Source organism: Phormidium sp. FACHB-592 (assembly GCF_014695795.1).
Lineage (GTDB): Bacteria > Cyanobacteriota > Cyanobacteriia > Leptolyngbyales > Leptolyngbyaceae > Stenomitos.
Genome location: NZ_JACJOZ010000085.1, coordinates 1 through 15,618, shown reverse-complemented (window position 1 = coordinate 15,618; position 15,618 = coordinate 1). Strand labels below are relative to the sequence as shown.

Genomic DNA, 15,618 nt, shown 5'->3' with positions numbered 1-15,618 from the left:
TGCGCAAAATCTTTTGCTCAGTCATAACATCTGTTCCGATCGTTATAGCGTATATCATGATAATTCTTTGACTTCCGACGGAAATGTTGTTCTTCCTAGAGACTGAATTTCTCCAACTACTAAAGGAGTGCTTCATTGCTAAATCTCCGCCTAGAACCCGAACTGAAAGAGCGGTTGCGGGAGATTTTCGGTGCACAAGGCTATCAAACTCTGATTCGAGAAGTTCTTTGGCAGTTTGTGGAGCAGCAGATGGGGCAGAATGAGGTGCGCTGGCATCGCCTCTCGGAACGAGAATCGTATTCAGCTGAGGATAGGCGATTGCCCTCTCATCCCCCATAGAAATAGCGAACCGTTGAACTGGGGTGAGTCTCTTAGTGCCTTTTCAAGGCAGATGAATAGGGCGATCGCCCCTTTCGAGTCAGCCACCCCTCTACCGTAAATCCAATCGCTAACAATCGTTCCAGCAAATGGTTCATATTGCCATTGAGAGCGATCGCCCACAGGAGCGGTATCGAGGTGGGATTGTAGCCAGATTGTTTTTGTTGTAGTTGCAGCTTGATGATGACAAATGATGGAAGGATGCTCCAACTCTCCAATCGGGTGTGGGTCGAATCAAAGGTTGATAAGTTTTTCGGAAATGCAGGTGGTGATCGCTTGTTCCGATTCAACTGATGGAATCGAAACAAGCTGCTGAATGGATTCAGTGATTTCTTGAATGGAAACTGGAGGAGGGATTAAAGTCACACTGTGACCACCAATACGTTATCCCAATCGTTCTGTCGATTAACTACGGCTATGTTTTACCGAACCAATGGAACTCCGCGTTTAGAGGTCAAAGTTTGCAAATCTGAACTTGAACAATGCAGTAGACACTGGTCTCTTAAAGAGTGATGTGTAGAATGGTTGCAATAGGTGGATTACAGTCTATACACTGCCCAGAATGTGAGAGTCAGCAGATCGTCAAAAACGGCAAGATCACTATTCAAGACGGTACCATTGTTCAAAAACATCTGTGTAAAAACTGCCGCAAGCAATTCAATGAGCGCACAGGTACACCAATGGCATGCCTTCGGACTCCATCGACGCTTGTGACGTTAGCGATGGCTGTATGCAGCGAAGGTATAGGTGTGCGAGCTACAGGGAGCTCTTTTGGCAAATCTCGCTCCACCATCTTATGCTGGAAGAACCATTTGTTCAAGCAGGCAAGCCATTGGTTGTCAAGAAGTCTCAAACCCTTATTTTGTAAGGGTTTGAGGCGAAGAGCGATTATGATATTCAATCCTTCGCTACGGACACTTATTCCTTCACGCTACAATTGAGATAGCGCTTGTTCAGCATTAACTGACACTCGTGCTGTGGTGGTGATCCCGGCTTTTCTCTACTCTTTGTCCAAGAGGAGAACTGTTTTGTCAAACAAAAGTGTAGTCATTTCGAGCAAGAGATCTCGAAATGACTACACTCTCGACGCTTTTATTCGCCGCTCAACGACTGCTAAGCTTGGTCGGCAGGATCGCCATATGGGTCTTCACTTGCTGGGCGTAGATTGCCAAACTGTCCTGCATTCGCTATCTGGTCGGCAGGGTCACCGTACGGGTCTTGACTGGCTGGGCTTATATCACCATACTGTCCGGCATTCGCCATCTGGTCTGCAGGGTCGCCATATGGGTCTTGACTGGCTGGGCTTATATCACCATACTGTCCGGCATTCGCCATCTGATCTGCGGGGTCACCATATGGGTCTTCACTCGCTGGGCGCGGTGATTGATTGTCGGTTCCTGCCGACTGATCATTTAGTAAAGCATCAGCCGCTTTGCGTAGGAAATCACCAACCATAAGAATCCTCCAATAGGAATGTAATTAACTTGGTCATCAGATGCATACTGCGCTAATCAGAGACTTAATAAGTCGCTGACTGTGCCTCTGGTACTGACGTGAGGTCCCGTCCCGTCGATCGGTTGTTATACCCCTGATAGTCACGGTATTGTTGCGCTTCTTCTGCGGGTACTTGGATGCCATTGGGCGGTGGTGTCACCCAATGCACTTGGCGATTTGCATCCCGGTAGTACACACGACCGTTCTTGGAGAGGTAGTACTTGCTATTCGCGCCAGCGTCAGCCTTAGCGTTCTTTTGTCGATTGTAGAGATAGTAGAGAGCTGCAGCACCGGCTAGGACAATTGCCCCTTTCTGAACCTTATTTAATCCCTTCTTTGGCGCTGCTGGGGTAGCATTAGGAGCAGTCGCTGTTGTACGTGTATTATCCATTGGTGGTGGCACTGATGCTTGCGGCTGACCACACCCTACAAAGAGAGGCATGGTCAAAAGCGCCGAAAGAATGATTGCGGTTGGTTTGTTACCGCGTTGGTCTAAAAGTTTTTTCATGTCTTGCTGTCTTAGTCCTCTGCACCAAAGCTCTAATGCCACCTTCGCCTCAGACAATAGATAGGGCTGTACTGAAGCGACGTGGCTTGGATCACATTTTAATGAGCTGACAGTACGTGCCATAGAGAGAGAAGCGCTGGTTTACCTTAAAGCTGGTTGAGTAGCGATCGCACCAGCAACTTCCAAAGGACACGTACTGAACAGTGCTATTAACGAGAGCGCATGCTTGGATTTACTGTCTCATGATGGGACTCATGCGTTTCTTGCTTTTTGCGGAGTCCGGCTAATCCAGCTAGACCGAGTAACCCTAACAAGCCCCAATCGAAATCCTGATCTTCCTCAGTTGTTCGAGTGGCTGAATCGGTTGTCGTACCACTGGTGCTACCAGTTTGTGCTGCTGCTGGCAACGTGAAGGGTACAGTAGCGAGGCTAAGCGTAACGGCGCTGAGCAAAGCAAGTTGAGGCAAGTTTACACGTTTCATAATGTTGGTTCCTTTAAGTTTAGTTAGGTGCAAAGACGTGAGCCAACCATAGAGCAAGCTAGGTTAAAGAAAACTCTTTGAGAAGTAATCACGCCGCTGATTGGTGCCCTTAGTTTAGTAAGTGGCACGGACCTTGTACTCAGACTATAGAAGCAGCTTTGTGTAGTTAAAAGGTAGAGAACGATTAGTAGCACTAAAAGGACGCAGTTCTACCAGTTTTCCGTGGCTTCAATGTGGTTATACCAAATCAAATTGCAAGGGCTACAGAGCCTTTGCCCTTATCCCCAGCCCTTCTCCTCCAGGAGAAGAGTGCTAAAGGCAAAATTCCTCTTCCCCCGGGAGCGGGGTTGAGGGTAGCTCGATTGATCTGTAACGTCTAGTTTTAGATTTGGTACTACTTAACCTCTTAAAGAATGACAAGATTTGACAACCTAAGCATCTGACCCGCTACCACAAGATATTGAATCGCTCAATATAGCTAGTTTTTCCAGATTTCTTGCCCGCACAGTACACCTTGTTTGCGTCTCTCTTGAAGCCACCGAGTCCGATCTGTAGACTCTGTAGTGTCCACTTGATGCAGGTCATGCAAGCGCTCTTCTATGTGCTGGTGGCTGCGCTATAGCCCGATGGGCATTCAAGAAAGGTGACTGTTGCCCCACAAGTATCCACCCTACTCCACGGTCTACTACTAATTAATTTACAGCCACCCTGCTGCAACAGGTGAGACTGAAGCATGATCAGCAAGTACCAGAGTGGCAAGACTAACACCGCCTGCTTAGGCAAAAGCGCATTCACCAATTATCAGCGCAAGCTCACCGCGTTTTCGAGGCGTATCTCGACAAATACCAGACTCGGATTGTTAGTTATGTCTACTCCCAAGCCGAACAACTGTGCTCCATCGGCTTGGGAGCAGTTGAGTTTGCAATGAAGCAAATTGACTAGGGATTACAAATCTCAGACGTACGATCGAACGTGAAATCCGTCAACCTAATGTTGCCATTGAGCTGCGTGTGTCCCAATGGTCAACTTGCCTCTTAGCTCTCCTCGCATAAGTGGGACACGCCCTCTTGAGCATGCTACATTTTCCAATTTTTTGAAGCTACTTGCTCAAAAACTGAGCTGATAATTTTATAAACTCACATTTATCAGTCGACTTTTCGGTGTATCTTGTTTGAAAGTAGGTTGGGCTGTGAAATTCTAACAGAAACCTCTAGATTGTCCGTTATCAAGAGAGAGTTATGAAAAGGCGCTCTGTGCTGTATACCTTTCTATTTACAGCAGGTTTTTTAATGACGGCTTGCACTCAGCCCCAGCCGTCGGGGCAAGTTGGACAAGACGCAGCATCTAAGACACAGGCAACGGGAACCCCCTCTGCTGTTAATCTGACGTTTGTATCGTATGGCGTGGCTAAGCCCCTCTATTCCAAAATTATTCCAGCATTTCAAGCCGACTGGAAAGAGAAAACAGGTCAGCAGGTGACTTTCAAAGAATCCTATGGGGCTTCTGGCGCTCAAACGAGAGCCATTTTAGGAGGTTTAGAAGCAGATATTTTGGCTCAGAATATCCAAAGCAATGTTGCTCCACTTGTTGAAAAGGGGTTTGTCGCTGCTGACTGGAGTAAACGCTTACCTAACCAAGCTTCTCCCGCGAATACTGTCATGGTGTTAGTCACCCGTCCTGGCAATCCTAAGCAGATCAGCGATTGGCGAGACTTGGCAAAAGATGGGGTGTCGATCGTGGCAATTAATCCTCAAACCTCTGGCAATGCTCGTTGGGGCATTCTAGCTGGCTATGGTGCGCTAGCAAAGGCTGAAGGTGAACCAGCAGCAAACACTTATCTAAACGGCTTTGCTAAAAATATCAAAACGCTGGTGGGCAATGGACGAGAAGCCACAGATGCCTTCGTCAAAAACAAGATTGGGGATGTGCTGGTGACATTTGAGAATGAAATCATCTTCACCAACGATGCCATTCCTGATGATTATCCCTATATCGTTCCAACAAACAATATTCAGGTCGATTTTCCGGTAACTGTGATTGACAAAACTGTTGATAAGCGTGGCACTCGGAAGGTTGCGGAGGCATTTACAGCGTTTTTGTTTACCCCGAAAGCGCAAGAAATTTTTGCCCAAGCAGGGTATCGCCCAATCGACAAGCAAGCCTTTGCTACAAAATCTAGCCAGTACAAACCTGTAGACAAACTCTACACGATCGCAGATTTCGGCGGATGGCAGGCGGTCAACAAAAAACTGTTTGCTGATGGTGGCTTGTTTGATGTGGCTCAAGCAGCAGGCAAACCGTAAGCATCATGATAAGTCGCACGAATCCTATTCCCCGAAATGCAGGTCGGGCATTGTTTTCTGGGCTAGTGCTAACTTACCTAAGTTTCATCCTGCTACTGCCGTTAGGAGTCATCTTTCTGCAAGCCTCCAAGCGTCCGTGGCAGGAGCTATGGCAAGTCATTACAGCTCCGGTTGCCATAGAAGCCTATAAGTTGTCCTTCTCAGCAGCAATTCTGGCAGCGCTCATCAACAGCGTGTTTGGGATGATTCTTGCCTGGATTCTAGTACGTTATGACTTTCCCGGGAAGCGATTTGCAGATGGTTTGGTAGATTTACCGTTTGCGATGCCTGCGGTGGTCGCGGGAATTGCTTTGGTATCCCTATACGGTCCAGATGGGCTATTGGGGCGGTACCTCAATCCCGGAACAGCTTTAGGAAATGGGCTACAGCAATTGGGGTTCTCCCCCGTCAACTTGACTTCATCTGTGATCGGTGTGGTGTTTGCCAAAGTTTTTGTGACGCTGCCTTTTGTGGTGCGCACCGTACAGCCTGTTTTAATGGAGCTAGAGCCAGAGGTGGAAGAAGCTGCCTATGTCTTAGGAGCCAACGATCGACAAGTATTTTGGCGAGTAATCTTTCCGCAATTGCTACCAGCAATTCTTACAGGCTTTACGCTTGCCTTTGCCCGAGGTGTTGGTGAGTATGGAGTCGTTGTTTTAATTTCAGGCAACATTCCCTACGAGACGATGATTAGCTCTGTCTATATTTACCGTCGTCTAGAAGAGTACGACTACAGTGGAGCCACAGCCGTTGCGATCGTACTCCTGATCGTTTCGCTAGTTGTCTTAATTTGTATTAACCTACTGCAATGGTGGACACGGCGATATGAGAATTAGCCTATTTCTGCCCAAGCAGCTTGTCCTGCGATTACAACAGCTTCCTTGGGGTCGCTATCTTCTCATTGGTTTAGGGCTGTCCTTTCTGGCAATTGTTGTCCTTTTTCCCTTGCTAACGGTGTTTTACCAAGCGTTTGCCAACGGCATGACTGCTTACTGGCAAGGCATTACCACGCCTGAAGCCCAACATGCGATCGTATTGACCTTAACGATTGCGCTGATCACGATGCCAGTAAATACGGTTTTTGGGATTGCGATCGCCTGGATCCTGGCACGCTATCAATTTTCGGGCAAGTCAGTGTTAGTAGGGTTGCTAGACTTACCACTCGCCATTTCACCCGTGGTTGTGGGATTAATGTTTATCCTGCTCTACAGTCCGACAGTGGGCATTTTTGGCAGTTGGGTAGAAGCGAGCAACTTTAAAGTAATTTTTGCCTTGCCCGGAATGGTGCTAACGACGTTGTTTGTAACGCTGCCCTTCGTGGCGCGGGAAGTGCTGCCAGTCTTCCAAAATATGGGAATCGATGCGGAAGAAGCCGCACAGACCTTGGGGGCAAATGTCTGGCAAATCTTTTGGCGCGTTACATTTCCTACGATTCGCTGGGCTGTGCTTTATGGCGTCATCCTCTGTACATCCAGAGCGATCGGTGAGTTTGGTGCTGTTTCAGTCATCTCTGGGAAATTGATTCTGGAAACCAACACGCTAACGCTACACATTGAACAGGTATATGCCGAATACCAGACCATTGCTGCTTTTGCCTGTGCTTCGCTGCTTGCCCTTTTGGCGTTACTCACTTTGGTTGCCCAAGAATTATTGCGAATGACAGATAAGTTATCAATGTCAGTACGTACTTCAAAGCCTAAAAATTAGCTGGATAAAAGGAACGATATTGTGGACGAAACGCTGGATTGTTTGGGGGACTATGCTCATCCTCAAGGGTATTTGAAATATGTCAGCACATTACCTTTTTTAGGACAACTGCGCTGCTCCACTCAGACGATCGAAGCTGGAAGCTGGCAAGAAATTCTGCTCGATTATGAGGTTGGCGCTTCTGGAATTGCAGATGGTGCTTGGATTAAAGTGACATTCAAGTTCTATTCAGACTGGGGGCTATTTCAGACTGAAGATCCTTTAGCCGCCAACTATATTTCTGCGGAATATCAGGCGCGTCCAACCCTTCCGGGGGAAAGCCCTGCTACAGTGCAAGCACTCAAGGTGCGCTTTGATCAAAAAGGACATGAACGCCCCTTCCAGAAAGCCATCATCATTGACATTGTAGATGGCTATCTCAAACCCGGAGATCACATTCTCATTCGCTTGGGCGATCGTCGGGCTGGAGGACCGGGAACCCGGGTGCAAACCTTTGTCGAGCAAGGATTCCGCTTTCGCGCTTACATCGATCCCGTTGGCACCTCTCGCTTTGCTGCCATTCCAGGGGATGTTGTGCTGGATATTGTCCCTGGAACACCCGAAAAGCTGACCGTGATTAGCCCTCGATTAGTCAGAGCAGAAACAGCTTTTCCTTTAAGAGTTCGAGCTGAAGACCGCTGGGGCAATACCTGCTGGAACTTAGGTAAACCCCTGAAATTAATCCAGCAAAATGCGTCTGGCGTGATCGTCGAGCAAGAACTGAATTTCCCAGAGCAAGGATGGGCAGTTGCCAAAACGGATCTGACATTGGCAGCGATCGGAGAAACACTGTTTCAATCAACTTTGATCGGAACCAACTTAAAAGGCGGTTTAACGCCTGTCACTGTAGAATCTGACTTGGCTTATCCGCGTGCATTTTTTGCTGACCTGCATGTTCATTCCAACAACACGGTTGGCACCAATAGCACGGAATACAATTTTACCTACGGTCGAGATGTTGCCGGATTAGATATTTTAGGCTACACCGCTAACGACTTTAACATCACGAAAGAACGGTGGCAGGAGGATGTCAAACAATGTCGAGAGATTACCGAAGAAGGTCAATTTCTCTGCTATCCCGGAACGGAGTGGTGCGGTAATTCTGCTGCTGGCGGCGATCGCAATGTGATTTTTTTGGGGAACGAAGTGCGATTTCCATACGATCATCAGGGTAAGCAAGTGCGCTCGTTTGAGTGGAATGAAGAAATGAAGGGGCAGGAACTAGTTCCAGGTGCCTGGCCCGTCGATCGATTGTTTGCTGCTTATATTCACGATCCAGATCAGCATTTGCTAATTCCTCATGTTGGGGGGCGACGCGCCATTCTAGATTGGCATCACCCTCGGTTAGAACGGCTGGTTGAGATTGGCTCTGCTTGGGGACATTTTCCCTGGTTTTATCAAGATGCCATTCGTCGGGGCTATAAGGTTGGCGTGTCTGCCAATGGCGATGAGCATCGGGGACGGTGTGGCGGCGGCGTTCCGGGTACAGCAGTCTTTGGTGTAAATGGCGGACTGACCGGGGTGATTGCTCCATCCCTAACGAAACCAGCCATCAATCATGCTCTGCGCGCTCGCCATACTTGGGCGACAACGGGCGATCGTCTGGTTGCACTGCTGTGGTCAGGTTCTCACATTCAAGGGGATGAGTTTACCGCAACCGATTCAGTCAAGATTCAGTATCGATTTTTAGGCACAAGTGGCTGGGATGAAATTGCTGCTTATACAGATACAGGCTTGTTGTGGAGCCGTAATCTGCAAGCGGAGGCAGGTTATGCTTCCAATCGCATTCGGCTACGTTGGGGAGGCGCGCGCATTAAGGATCGCTATCGTTGGGCAGAATGGCGCGGGGTATTAGAGTACTCCCATACACTTGTGCAGAGCTATCAAGCCTATGGATTGGAGCATCCTGAGGAATATGTGAGACGAGCCAGCCCTCTCAAGCTAGAGTTTCGTTCGGATACCTACGGAGACAGTGATGCGATCGAATTAGAATTATCTGACTTGCTCCAAGCTCGTTTTCGCCTGCATATTCAAATTGGCAGCTACACCAAGGTTGGTAGCGCACTGCAGCATAATCCCTACATCCATTGTCCTGAGTTTACCTGGGAATTCACAGGACAAGAATTGCTAGCGCAAGCAAATTTGCGCCAAGAATTGGGTGGAGCAGAGCTTTTTGTTGCCGTAGAGCGTGTGAGTGAAAAACAGATGCCTCGGGATTTAAGCGGTGAGTTTACACTAGCTCCGCAGTCCCAATCGCATGGCTTTGTCCCTATCTATCTAGCGGGTCGCCAAGTTGATGATTCAAAAGTTTGGACAAGTCCCCTGTTCGTTGAATTTGAGAAGCCCTCGTTCTAACTAGACCTCAACTTAACGACGCTGGATGTTCAGAACTGCGATGGGAAAATAACCAAATCGGTTTTCATTGACAGGGTGGTTGCCGAAAGCGGTCGCTGAGCCATAGCCCTCGATAGGCATAAATTTGAAAGCCTTCTAGATACTCAGTTGCAGACTCCCTCTGCCCATGTAATTGCTTGGAGTCATCGAATACCGGCTTTGTAGGGCGATCGCAAACCCAGCATATCTCTTTGCACAACCCACCCAACCTGTAAGCAAGCGTTTGCACCAACTGCCATTGCTCCTGATTACAGGTAACCCCGCTCAAGGAGCCAATCTTCTTCCTGCCAGGTATAGCCCAACTCGGCGACAAGAGCGATTAGCGTATTGGGGCTTAAACGTTGAAGTGGGTGTGTCTGATAAAGCAGAGCCAACTCAACACCACTCTCTTAAGTTACGTGAGGTACAGCCCTATTACTGGCATCAAATTTATGGTGAGAGCAAGGAATAATGGCATGTTTTAAGCTAGGTAATAACAGCACAACAATTCGCTTGGAGCGGGCTGTTGAAAGCCACAGGTGCTGAGTTTGAGTCTATTTCAGCCGCTCAAGCGAACCCTTGCACTGAGTTTACCTGCGTCAGGTAACAACTGTTAGTATTGACAGTGAGGAGAACGGTTTTGGCAGTGGAAAGTGACACGGCTGGAAAGAACGCAGTCCCAAAATTTACTTCCCTCAAGTAGGTAAAGGATGAAGGTCAGTGCCTGAGCTAGGATTAGTCTGCATCACAACCTCTGATGCCGTTCGTTATCGCACTATCACGCGCAAACGCTTGTTGCAGTTAGAAGCAGCAGAACAGCAAAAAGCTTTACGGACTTTATATGGGGAAAATTTACGACGGTTAGGGGTGGCGATCGATTTTTGTCAGGCGCAGCAGATTCATCTCTATCGACTGCCCTCTGCTACATTCCCTTTTGCGGATGAGCCTGTAGGCGAGTCAATCCTAACGGAGTTTACTGAAGGCTTACGGCAAATTGGTGATCGCGCTTTAACGCTTGGTATTCGATTGGTGTTGCACCCCGATCAGTTTGTGGTCCTTAACTCTGATCGTGCCGAAGTCATCGAAAATAGCATCAAGATTTTGAAAACGCACGCCCGTCTTTTTGACTTGTTGGGGTTGCCGCCATCGCCTTGGGCCTTGATGAACATTCATGGGGGCAAGGGCGATCGCTCCCAACGTCTGATTCAGGTGATTCAGTCTTTGCCAGATAATGTGCGTTGCCGTCTCACCTTGGAAAATGATGAATACACTTATAGTGCGACCGAAATTGCTACTATTTGTCAGGAAGCTCAGGTAGCAATGGTGTTCGATGCGCATCATCACGTCATTCATGAACAGCTAGACACTTATGAAGACCCTAGCGTCGCAGCCATGATCACAGCCGCACGTGCAACCTGGTCCAGACCGGAGTGGCAATTGGTTCACATTTCTAACGGTAGTCACTTCTTTCGTGACCCACGCCATAGTGATGTCATCACCGTTATGCCCAGCGCTTACCGCACTGTGCCGTGGATTGAAGTAGAAGCGAAGCAGAAGGAAGTGGCGATCGAAAAACTCAAGCAGGAATGGTTGTTTGCTGCTGTAAAGGAGCATGTCAGCTCCTAGTGCATCAGCGAACGGGTTTGTGGAGCTGCAACAAAGCTGCTGCAAACAGATTGATCGCTAATGCCACGAGAACCTGATAGCCTTGCTGGCTTGTGAAGCTGCTCAGCGTGCGCCAATCGCCTTGCCCGCCGTTGCTGCATCTGTATTGTTAGGCAATCGGCAGTTTCTAGGGAACTATCAAAGTTTTGCCTCATTGAGCGCCGTAACTGCTTCAAGTCAGCCACAACCGCTTTTTGTCGTTCTATGCACATGGTGCTGTCAACTTAACCGGGCATCATCAGAATTAAGCACGATCATCCTTAAAGCTTCAGCGAGGCTCGCTATCCTAAGAGTGAGCCAGACTCTACAACAGTAGAGAACGTAACGAAGCGAGCGGTAAGGTATGGTAGAACACAGGTTAGGTTTGGAGCCGTTGCACCAACGATCGACAGAGGCACTGAAGCAGGAACTATTGCGCTTGACTGCAAAGCGGGATACTGATGCTTTGAGTCAAAAAGTCCAGTTTTTTAAGGAGACCCTAGCACCCGTTTTTGCAGAATTGAGTACCCGCAATCCTTGTCCCCAAGTCGAAGCGCAAGCGGCGATCGTCATCGGTGTCTGGAAACCGCTTTGGTCGACTATTCCGTTTCAAGATACGATTCCTGGTCGGTTGCGCGAGCAGTCCTACCAAATCTTTCATGCGGATGGCTACTATGCCAACATCGCTCGTTATGCGCCAGGCAAGCAGCTACCGTTGGTGAAGCACCTGCCATCTTTCCTGTTCGCTTACGACTTCATGATCATCCAGCAATATCAAATTGCTAACGCACAGTGGTGTATCCAAAACGTGGCGATTCAGCAGCAGTTGCGCTTTGGACCAATGCCGCTTAACCCTGAACGAGCGGAAGCTTGGTTTACCAGGGTGGCAGCACAAAAAGACTTGGTCGCAGTGCCTAACTTTGCCAATTTGGATCAAAAAACAGCTAAACGGTTCACCACTATCTTTCAAGCCACGCCCCAACTAGAGCATCTTTACATCGACCCCGAGTTTCGGCTCGTTAAATCACAGCGGAGTGCGAAACAGCGTCCTTCCTACACCATTGCCGTCCGGTTACACAACTGAGCCAGTTTGATCAAATGGGTATGACACTGTCCTCGCTGCAACGCTAAGCGTGCGCGCCAGCAGCCGTTTTTCAGGCGGATGCCCAAGCAGATTGTCTCAAAGCGGCTTTTAATGCAGCTCTCGCTCGGCAGCGGGAGCCTGAGCTGAGGGTCTCAAACCTTATTAGCGTAAGGCGTTTTGAGACTTGGCATGTGCGGTGGGTTATGAGACGCTAGGAGTTTGATGTTGCCATTGATGAGCGATCGCTTGCTTCCGCTCGATCGCCTTGTATTTCAGTAAGCTGGCAATTATGAATGGATCGGGATTCAATGAAAGCATCTTCTATCAAATGTATGTGGGTTATGAAACTACTCTATAAACCGTAAGGTAAAGCGTCCTTTCGCTTTTGCGATCTGTTCAAGCTCTACAAGTTTTGCCTTCAGCGCTTGTTGGAAGGCTTTAATCTCGTCTGCTTGCCAGTCTTCGACAGTAATTGCCTGTAAGTTTTTAATGGCTCGTTGAGAGGGGGTACGAACGGACGAGCCGCCAGCATGATGGGTCTTGAATAAAGCACTGACTGACTGACGGGTTTCACTCAATGATAGATTTTCAGTCGCTGCTTTCCTGGCAGCTTCAGTGCGCACCGCTACTGCTGCTACCTCGTCTAGATGCAGCTTCTCAGCCGAAAGTTTGTTGAGTTCCCGTACCTTACTGGCATCTAAGCCTGATTCGCGTACTACCTCCTCCTTAATGTCTGTAGCGACCGCTAACATGGGAAAGACATTTGTACTGATAGAGGCTGGATTCAGTTGGTAGCCACTCACGCTCCTCCTTTGATGCAGTTGTGATTGCTGTTAGCTCTGAAAGCTGCTTGTTCCGTTTTAGGCGTTGCAGAGACGTATTAAGGATGGTGGGAATCCGATCGCGCTCCGCTTCTAGTTCGGGGTGACGATAGAAAAACCTGATGACAAAGCTTTGGCAGAAATGACCCAAAAGCCCGATTAGGTGGCTACTTGCAGCGTTGGAACGGCTACAAGCAGCGTACTTTTTGCAGTATGCGCTCGTACTGACCGCTCTAACGGCTGCTAGCAGGCTGATTCAAGCTTTGAAGTAATAGCGGCAGGGCAGGGCTTAAGGTGTCCTCTGGTCACGAGCGCCACGCTCCTTTTGCTACAGAGATCACAGCGCGTTGTGTGCTGAGTCTAACAAGCGCCACACAAAAGCACCAGCCCGATCAATGCTTGACCAAGCTGGTGCTTTACTATGGAAACACTGTGCACTAGCGACTAGCCACAGGGCAATTGCTCCATGCCAGCACGACGCAACAGACGCAGAGACGTTTTATCAGATAGCGCAGCAGAATCACGTTGAGTTACCGACGAGTTCATTCGCAGAATGGAAGTCATTTTTTGAGTTTCGCGATTTTCCCCATTTCATTCAGGTTTACGCAGCAGCGGTTCAGTGCTTGCAAACGCCTGAAGACTATGCCCTGATGATTGAACGGTTCTACAAGCGACAAGCTGAGAAAAACATTCGCTACACGGAAGCTTTCTTGAGTGCCTCATTTCTGACTCAAAAGTTTCAGGATGATGAAATTTTGGACGCGATCGCAGCAGGACGATCAACGGGGGAAGCCAACTATCACTGCCAGATTAATCTCATTCCCGATATTGCGCGTGAGGTTCCTGATTCTCAAGATCGCGTTTTGGAATTTGTTGTGAAAGGGAAAGAGCGTGGGTTATTTGTGGGCTTGGGAGTAGGAGGACTTGAAGTTGGGTATCCACCAGAATTATTTACAGAAACGTTTGCTCAAGCCCATCAGCAAGGATTTCGCTTAATGGCTCATGCAGGCGAGGCAGTGGAAGCAGAAAGCATCTGGGGCGCAGTGAATACGTTGAAACCTGAGCGAATTGGACATGACATTCGCTGTTTAGACGATCCCAACTTAGTGGAAGTCCTCCGCCAACATCAAATTCCTTTAGAAGTGTTGCCTCAAAGCAACTATTGTTTAGGTGTTGTCGAGCGAAGTGAGCCTCATTCCATCTGCAAGATGGTTGATGCTGGGCTATACTGCACCGTCAACTCGGACGATCCAGCAATGTTTTCAACGAGTTTAACAAACGAGTATTTAACGCTTGCAGCACAAGGATTTAGCTGGGAGGAACTTTGGCAACTCAATTTGAATACTTTGGAAGCAACAATTTCGGTTGTGTCGCAAAAAACAGCGAATGGTAAGGTGAGCAGGACTACCCTCTCCTCCCTACCCTCCGATGTCTACTCCTGCTCTGTTTAAGTGGCGGCACTCTTTGCCTGAGATCATCCTGCTCAACGTCCGCTGGTATTGCTGTTACGCTTTGAGCTACCGAGATTTGGAAGCGATGATGCAGGAGCGGGGGGTAGAGGTCGACCACTCGACGATCAATCGTTGGGTCTTAAAGTATGCCCTGGAACTCGACAAACGAATTCGACGGCATCTGAAGCCGGACAAACAACTCGTAGATAACCGACGAAACTTACATCAAAATCAAGGGTGAGTGGAAAGATCTGTATCGCGCCGTGGATTCGGAGGGCAATACGCTGGACTTTCTGCTGAGCGCAAAGCGTGCTGCCTTGCCATCCCGCTTCTTTCGTAAGGTGCTCAGGGCTAAGCACACTCAAGACTCCCCGAGTGATTAACGTGGACAAGCATGCCGCTTCCCCAGTCGCAATGGAAACACTGAAAGGAGATGAGACGATTAACAAGGAGATCGAGATGAGACAGAGCAAGTATTTGAATAACGTCATTGAGCAAGATCATTGAACCATCAAGCGCATTGTGAAAGCAATGATGGGTTTCTAATCGTTTGATAGTGCGAGAAGAACGTTAAGTGGAATCGAAGCGATGAATATGCTCCGTAAAGGGCAAGTGAAAGAAGTCAAACAAGGGGACAGTGTATCTCAAGTGAAATTTATCGAAGCGACCTTTGGAATCGCTGCTTGAGGGAATGCAAACGATACCGATTGTTTGTCACTTAGAAATCTTTACGACACAAGCTCATTAACTGTGCGTCATTAACGGGCACATCGGCGGCAAACTGCGCGTGGAACTTGTCCTGTTGAATGTAGAGGTCTTTGCCACCATCCGGCAGGTCAACGGGGGGCGCGAGGGTCGGACCAGGTGTGCTGCCTGGATAACGTCCTGAGAGTTCAACAGCGGTTTCGCCCGCATCAGGAGCAAAAGCCGCAATGTAAACCAACGCCTTTACGTTTTCGTTGTCCTTGACTGCATTCGTAACCACTGCACCCCCGTAGGAGTGACCTACGAGCACAATGGAACCTTCAATATCCTGGAGAACGCTGGCGACATAATCGGCATCGCTTAGGTTCATCGGAAGTGATCTTCATGCTCAAGGGTTAAGCGTCCAAGAAACCAACCTGCGAGACTGTCCTACATTTCACCACTTAAGATCTGCCAGTTAAACGCCAATTTAGGAAGGCAGTTGCGACTTAAACGTCAACTGCTGAAGTTCTTTTTGATTCCAGTTGCCTAACCTGGCGGCAGCTTCGTAGGTGCTTTGCAAGAACTCTAACAACATCTGATCCGGTGAT

The 15,618-nt window shown here is 48.5% G+C and carries 17 protein-coding genes and 1 pseudogene; 10 read left to right on the top strand and 8 right to left on the bottom strand.

The window, feature by feature from the left end; all coding sequences use genetic code 11:
- Positions 1-135: 135 nt before the first annotated feature.
- Positions 136-339, top strand: a complete 204-nt coding sequence (locus H6F86_RS23890) for a hypothetical protein (protein ID WP_190451998.1) — start codon at positions 136-138, stop codon at positions 337-339.
- Positions 340-371: 32 nt separating this feature from the next.
- Here the strand turns inward: H6F86_RS23890 and H6F86_RS23885 are convergent, their stop codons facing one another.
- From H6F86_RS23885 to H6F86_RS23870, 4 genes are all read right to left on the bottom strand, one after another.
- Complete coding sequence (locus tag H6F86_RS23885) at positions 372-686, bottom strand: hypothetical protein (protein ID WP_242033667.1); 315 nt, start codon at positions 684-686, stop codon at positions 372-374.
- An 805-nt stretch (positions 687-1,491) separates the two neighbouring features.
- The gene (locus tag H6F86_RS23880) at positions 1,492-1,833 is read right to left on the bottom strand and encodes a translation initiation factor (RefSeq protein WP_190451995.1); all 342 of its coding nucleotides are present in this window, start codon (positions 1,831-1,833) and stop codon (positions 1,492-1,494) included.
- 64 nt (positions 1,834-1,897) lie between these two features.
- Complete coding sequence (locus H6F86_RS23875) at positions 1,898-2,380, bottom strand: hypothetical protein (RefSeq protein ID WP_190451993.1); 483 nt, start codon at positions 2,378-2,380, stop codon at positions 1,898-1,900.
- A 209-nt stretch (positions 2,381-2,589) separates the two neighbouring features.
- The gene (locus H6F86_RS23870) at positions 2,590-2,862 is read right to left on the bottom strand and encodes a WGxxGxxG family protein (RefSeq protein WP_190451991.1); all 273 of its coding nucleotides are present in this window, start codon (positions 2,860-2,862) and stop codon (positions 2,590-2,592) included.
- A 1,238-nt stretch (positions 2,863-4,100) separates the two neighbouring features.
- On the opposite strand from H6F86_RS23870, the gene H6F86_RS23865 reads away from it, so the two are divergent.
- The 6 genes from H6F86_RS23865 (at position 4,101) to uvsE (ending at position 10,949) form a co-directional block, all read left to right on the top strand.
- Entirely contained in the window at positions 4,101-5,165 is a 1,065-nt protein-coding gene (locus tag H6F86_RS23865; RefSeq protein WP_199305467.1) for a sulfate ABC transporter substrate-binding protein, read from the top strand.
- A gap of 5 nt (positions 5,166-5,170) precedes the next feature.
- A complete protein-coding gene (gene cysT, locus H6F86_RS23860) occupies positions 5,171-6,040 on the top strand; it encodes a sulfate ABC transporter permease subunit CysT (protein ID WP_190451990.1) in 870 nt (289 codons plus the stop codon).
- Positions 6,030-6,911: a sulfate ABC transporter permease subunit CysW gene (gene cysW / locus H6F86_RS23855; RefSeq protein WP_190451988.1), complete on the top strand. Its 882-nt coding sequence runs from the start codon at positions 6,030-6,032 to the stop codon at positions 6,909-6,911. Before cysT ends, cysW begins: the two co-directional genes overlap by 11 nt.
- 21 nt (positions 6,912-6,932) lie before the next feature.
- Positions 6,933-9,305, top strand: a complete 2,373-nt coding sequence (locus tag H6F86_RS33240) for a DUF3604 domain-containing protein (protein WP_199305466.1) — start codon at positions 6,933-6,935, stop codon at positions 9,303-9,305.
- A gap of 172 nt (positions 9,306-9,477) precedes the next feature.
- Positions 9,478-9,795: a hypothetical protein gene (locus tag H6F86_RS23845; protein WP_190451986.1), complete on the top strand. Its 318-nt coding sequence runs from the start codon at positions 9,478-9,480 to the stop codon at positions 9,793-9,795.
- Positions 9,796-10,043: 248 nt separating this feature from the next.
- On the top strand, positions 10,044-10,949 hold the full coding sequence (uvsE, locus tag H6F86_RS23840; protein WP_190451984.1) for a UV DNA damage repair endonuclease UvsE: 906 nt from the start codon (positions 10,044-10,046) through the stop codon (positions 10,947-10,949).
- On the opposite strand, the gene H6F86_RS31965 is transcribed toward uvsE, so the two are convergent.
- The gene (locus H6F86_RS31965; protein ID WP_206756088.1) at positions 10,946-11,200 is read right to left on the bottom strand and encodes a hypothetical protein; all 255 of its coding nucleotides are present in this window, start codon (positions 11,198-11,200) and stop codon (positions 10,946-10,948) included. The two genes, uvsE and H6F86_RS31965, sit on opposite strands and share 4 nt — an antisense overlap.
- Positions 11,201-11,331: 131 nt before the next feature.
- Here H6F86_RS31965 and H6F86_RS23835 point away from each other — a divergent pair, with 131 nt between their 5' ends.
- Positions 11,332-12,051: a hypothetical protein gene (locus H6F86_RS23835; RefSeq protein WP_190451982.1), complete on the top strand. Its 720-nt coding sequence runs from the start codon at positions 11,332-11,334 to the stop codon at positions 12,049-12,051.
- A 347-nt stretch (positions 12,052-12,398) separates the two neighbouring features.
- On the opposite strand, the gene H6F86_RS23830 is transcribed toward H6F86_RS23835, so the two are convergent.
- Positions 12,399-12,854, bottom strand: a complete 456-nt coding sequence (locus tag H6F86_RS23830) for a hypothetical protein (RefSeq protein ID WP_190451980.1) — start codon at positions 12,852-12,854, stop codon at positions 12,399-12,401.
- Positions 12,855-13,267: 413 nt separating this feature from the next.
- Between H6F86_RS23830 and H6F86_RS23825 the strand changes: the two genes are divergently transcribed.
- Positions 13,268-14,323 carry an adenosine deaminase family protein gene (locus H6F86_RS23825; protein ID WP_190451978.1) on the top strand — a complete coding sequence of 352 codons (1,056 nt, stop codon included), beginning with the start codon at positions 13,268-13,270 and terminating at the stop codon, positions 14,321-14,323.
- A pseudogene (locus tag H6F86_RS23820) lies at positions 14,301-15,010 on the top strand (IS6 family transposase). Before H6F86_RS23825 ends, H6F86_RS23820 begins: the two are co-directional and overlap by 23 nt.
- Before the next feature lie 31 nt (positions 15,011-15,041).
- Here H6F86_RS23820 and H6F86_RS23815 read toward each other — a convergent pair.
- A complete protein-coding gene (locus tag H6F86_RS23815) occupies positions 15,042-15,398 on the bottom strand; it encodes an alpha/beta hydrolase (RefSeq protein WP_199305465.1) in 357 nt (118 codons plus the stop codon).
- A 99-nt stretch (positions 15,399-15,497) separates the two neighbouring features.
- Positions 15,498-15,605 carry a DUF5996 family protein gene (locus tag H6F86_RS32445; protein ID WP_242033669.1) on the bottom strand — a complete coding sequence of 36 codons (108 nt, stop codon included), beginning with the start codon at positions 15,603-15,605 and terminating at the stop codon, positions 15,498-15,500.
- Between the last annotated feature and the right edge of the window lie 13 nt (positions 15,606-15,618).

Coding starts and splice junctions, on each gene's coding strand:
- H6F86_RS23880 (WP_190451995.1), bottom strand. CDS start 1,833: ATGGTTGGTGATTTCCTACGCAAAGCGGCTGATGCTTTACTAAATGAT.
- H6F86_RS23875 (WP_190451993.1), bottom strand. CDS start 2,380: ATGAAAAAACTTTTAGACCAACGCGGTAACAAACCAACCGCAATCATT.
- H6F86_RS23870 (WP_190451991.1), bottom strand. CDS start 2,862: ATGAAACGTGTAAACTTGCCTCAACTTGCTTTGCTCAGCGCCGTTACG.
- H6F86_RS23865 (WP_199305467.1), top strand. CDS start 4,101: ATGAAAAGGCGCTCTGTGCTGTATACCTTTCTATTTACAGCAGGTTTT.
- cysT (WP_190451990.1), top strand. CDS start 5,171: ATGATAAGTCGCACGAATCCTATTCCCCGAAATGCAGGTCGGGCATTG.
- cysW (WP_190451988.1), top strand. CDS start 6,030: ATGAGAATTAGCCTATTTCTGCCCAAGCAGCTTGTCCTGCGATTACAA.
- H6F86_RS31965 (WP_206756088.1), bottom strand. CDS start 11,200: ATGTGCATAGAACGACAAAAAGCGGTTGTGGCTGACTTGAAGCAGTTA.
- H6F86_RS23835 (WP_190451982.1), top strand. CDS start 11,332: ATGGTAGAACACAGGTTAGGTTTGGAGCCGTTGCACCAACGATCGACA.
- H6F86_RS23825 (WP_190451978.1), top strand. CDS start 13,268: ATGCTTGACCAAGCTGGTGCTTTACTATGGAAACACTGTGCACTAGCG.
- H6F86_RS23815 (WP_199305465.1), bottom strand. CDS start 15,398: ATGAACCTAAGCGATGCCGATTATGTCGCCAGCGTTCTCCAGGATATT.
- H6F86_RS32445 (WP_242033669.1), bottom strand. CDS start 15,605: ATGTTGTTAGAGTTCTTGCAAAGCACCTACGAAGCTGCCGCCAGGTTA.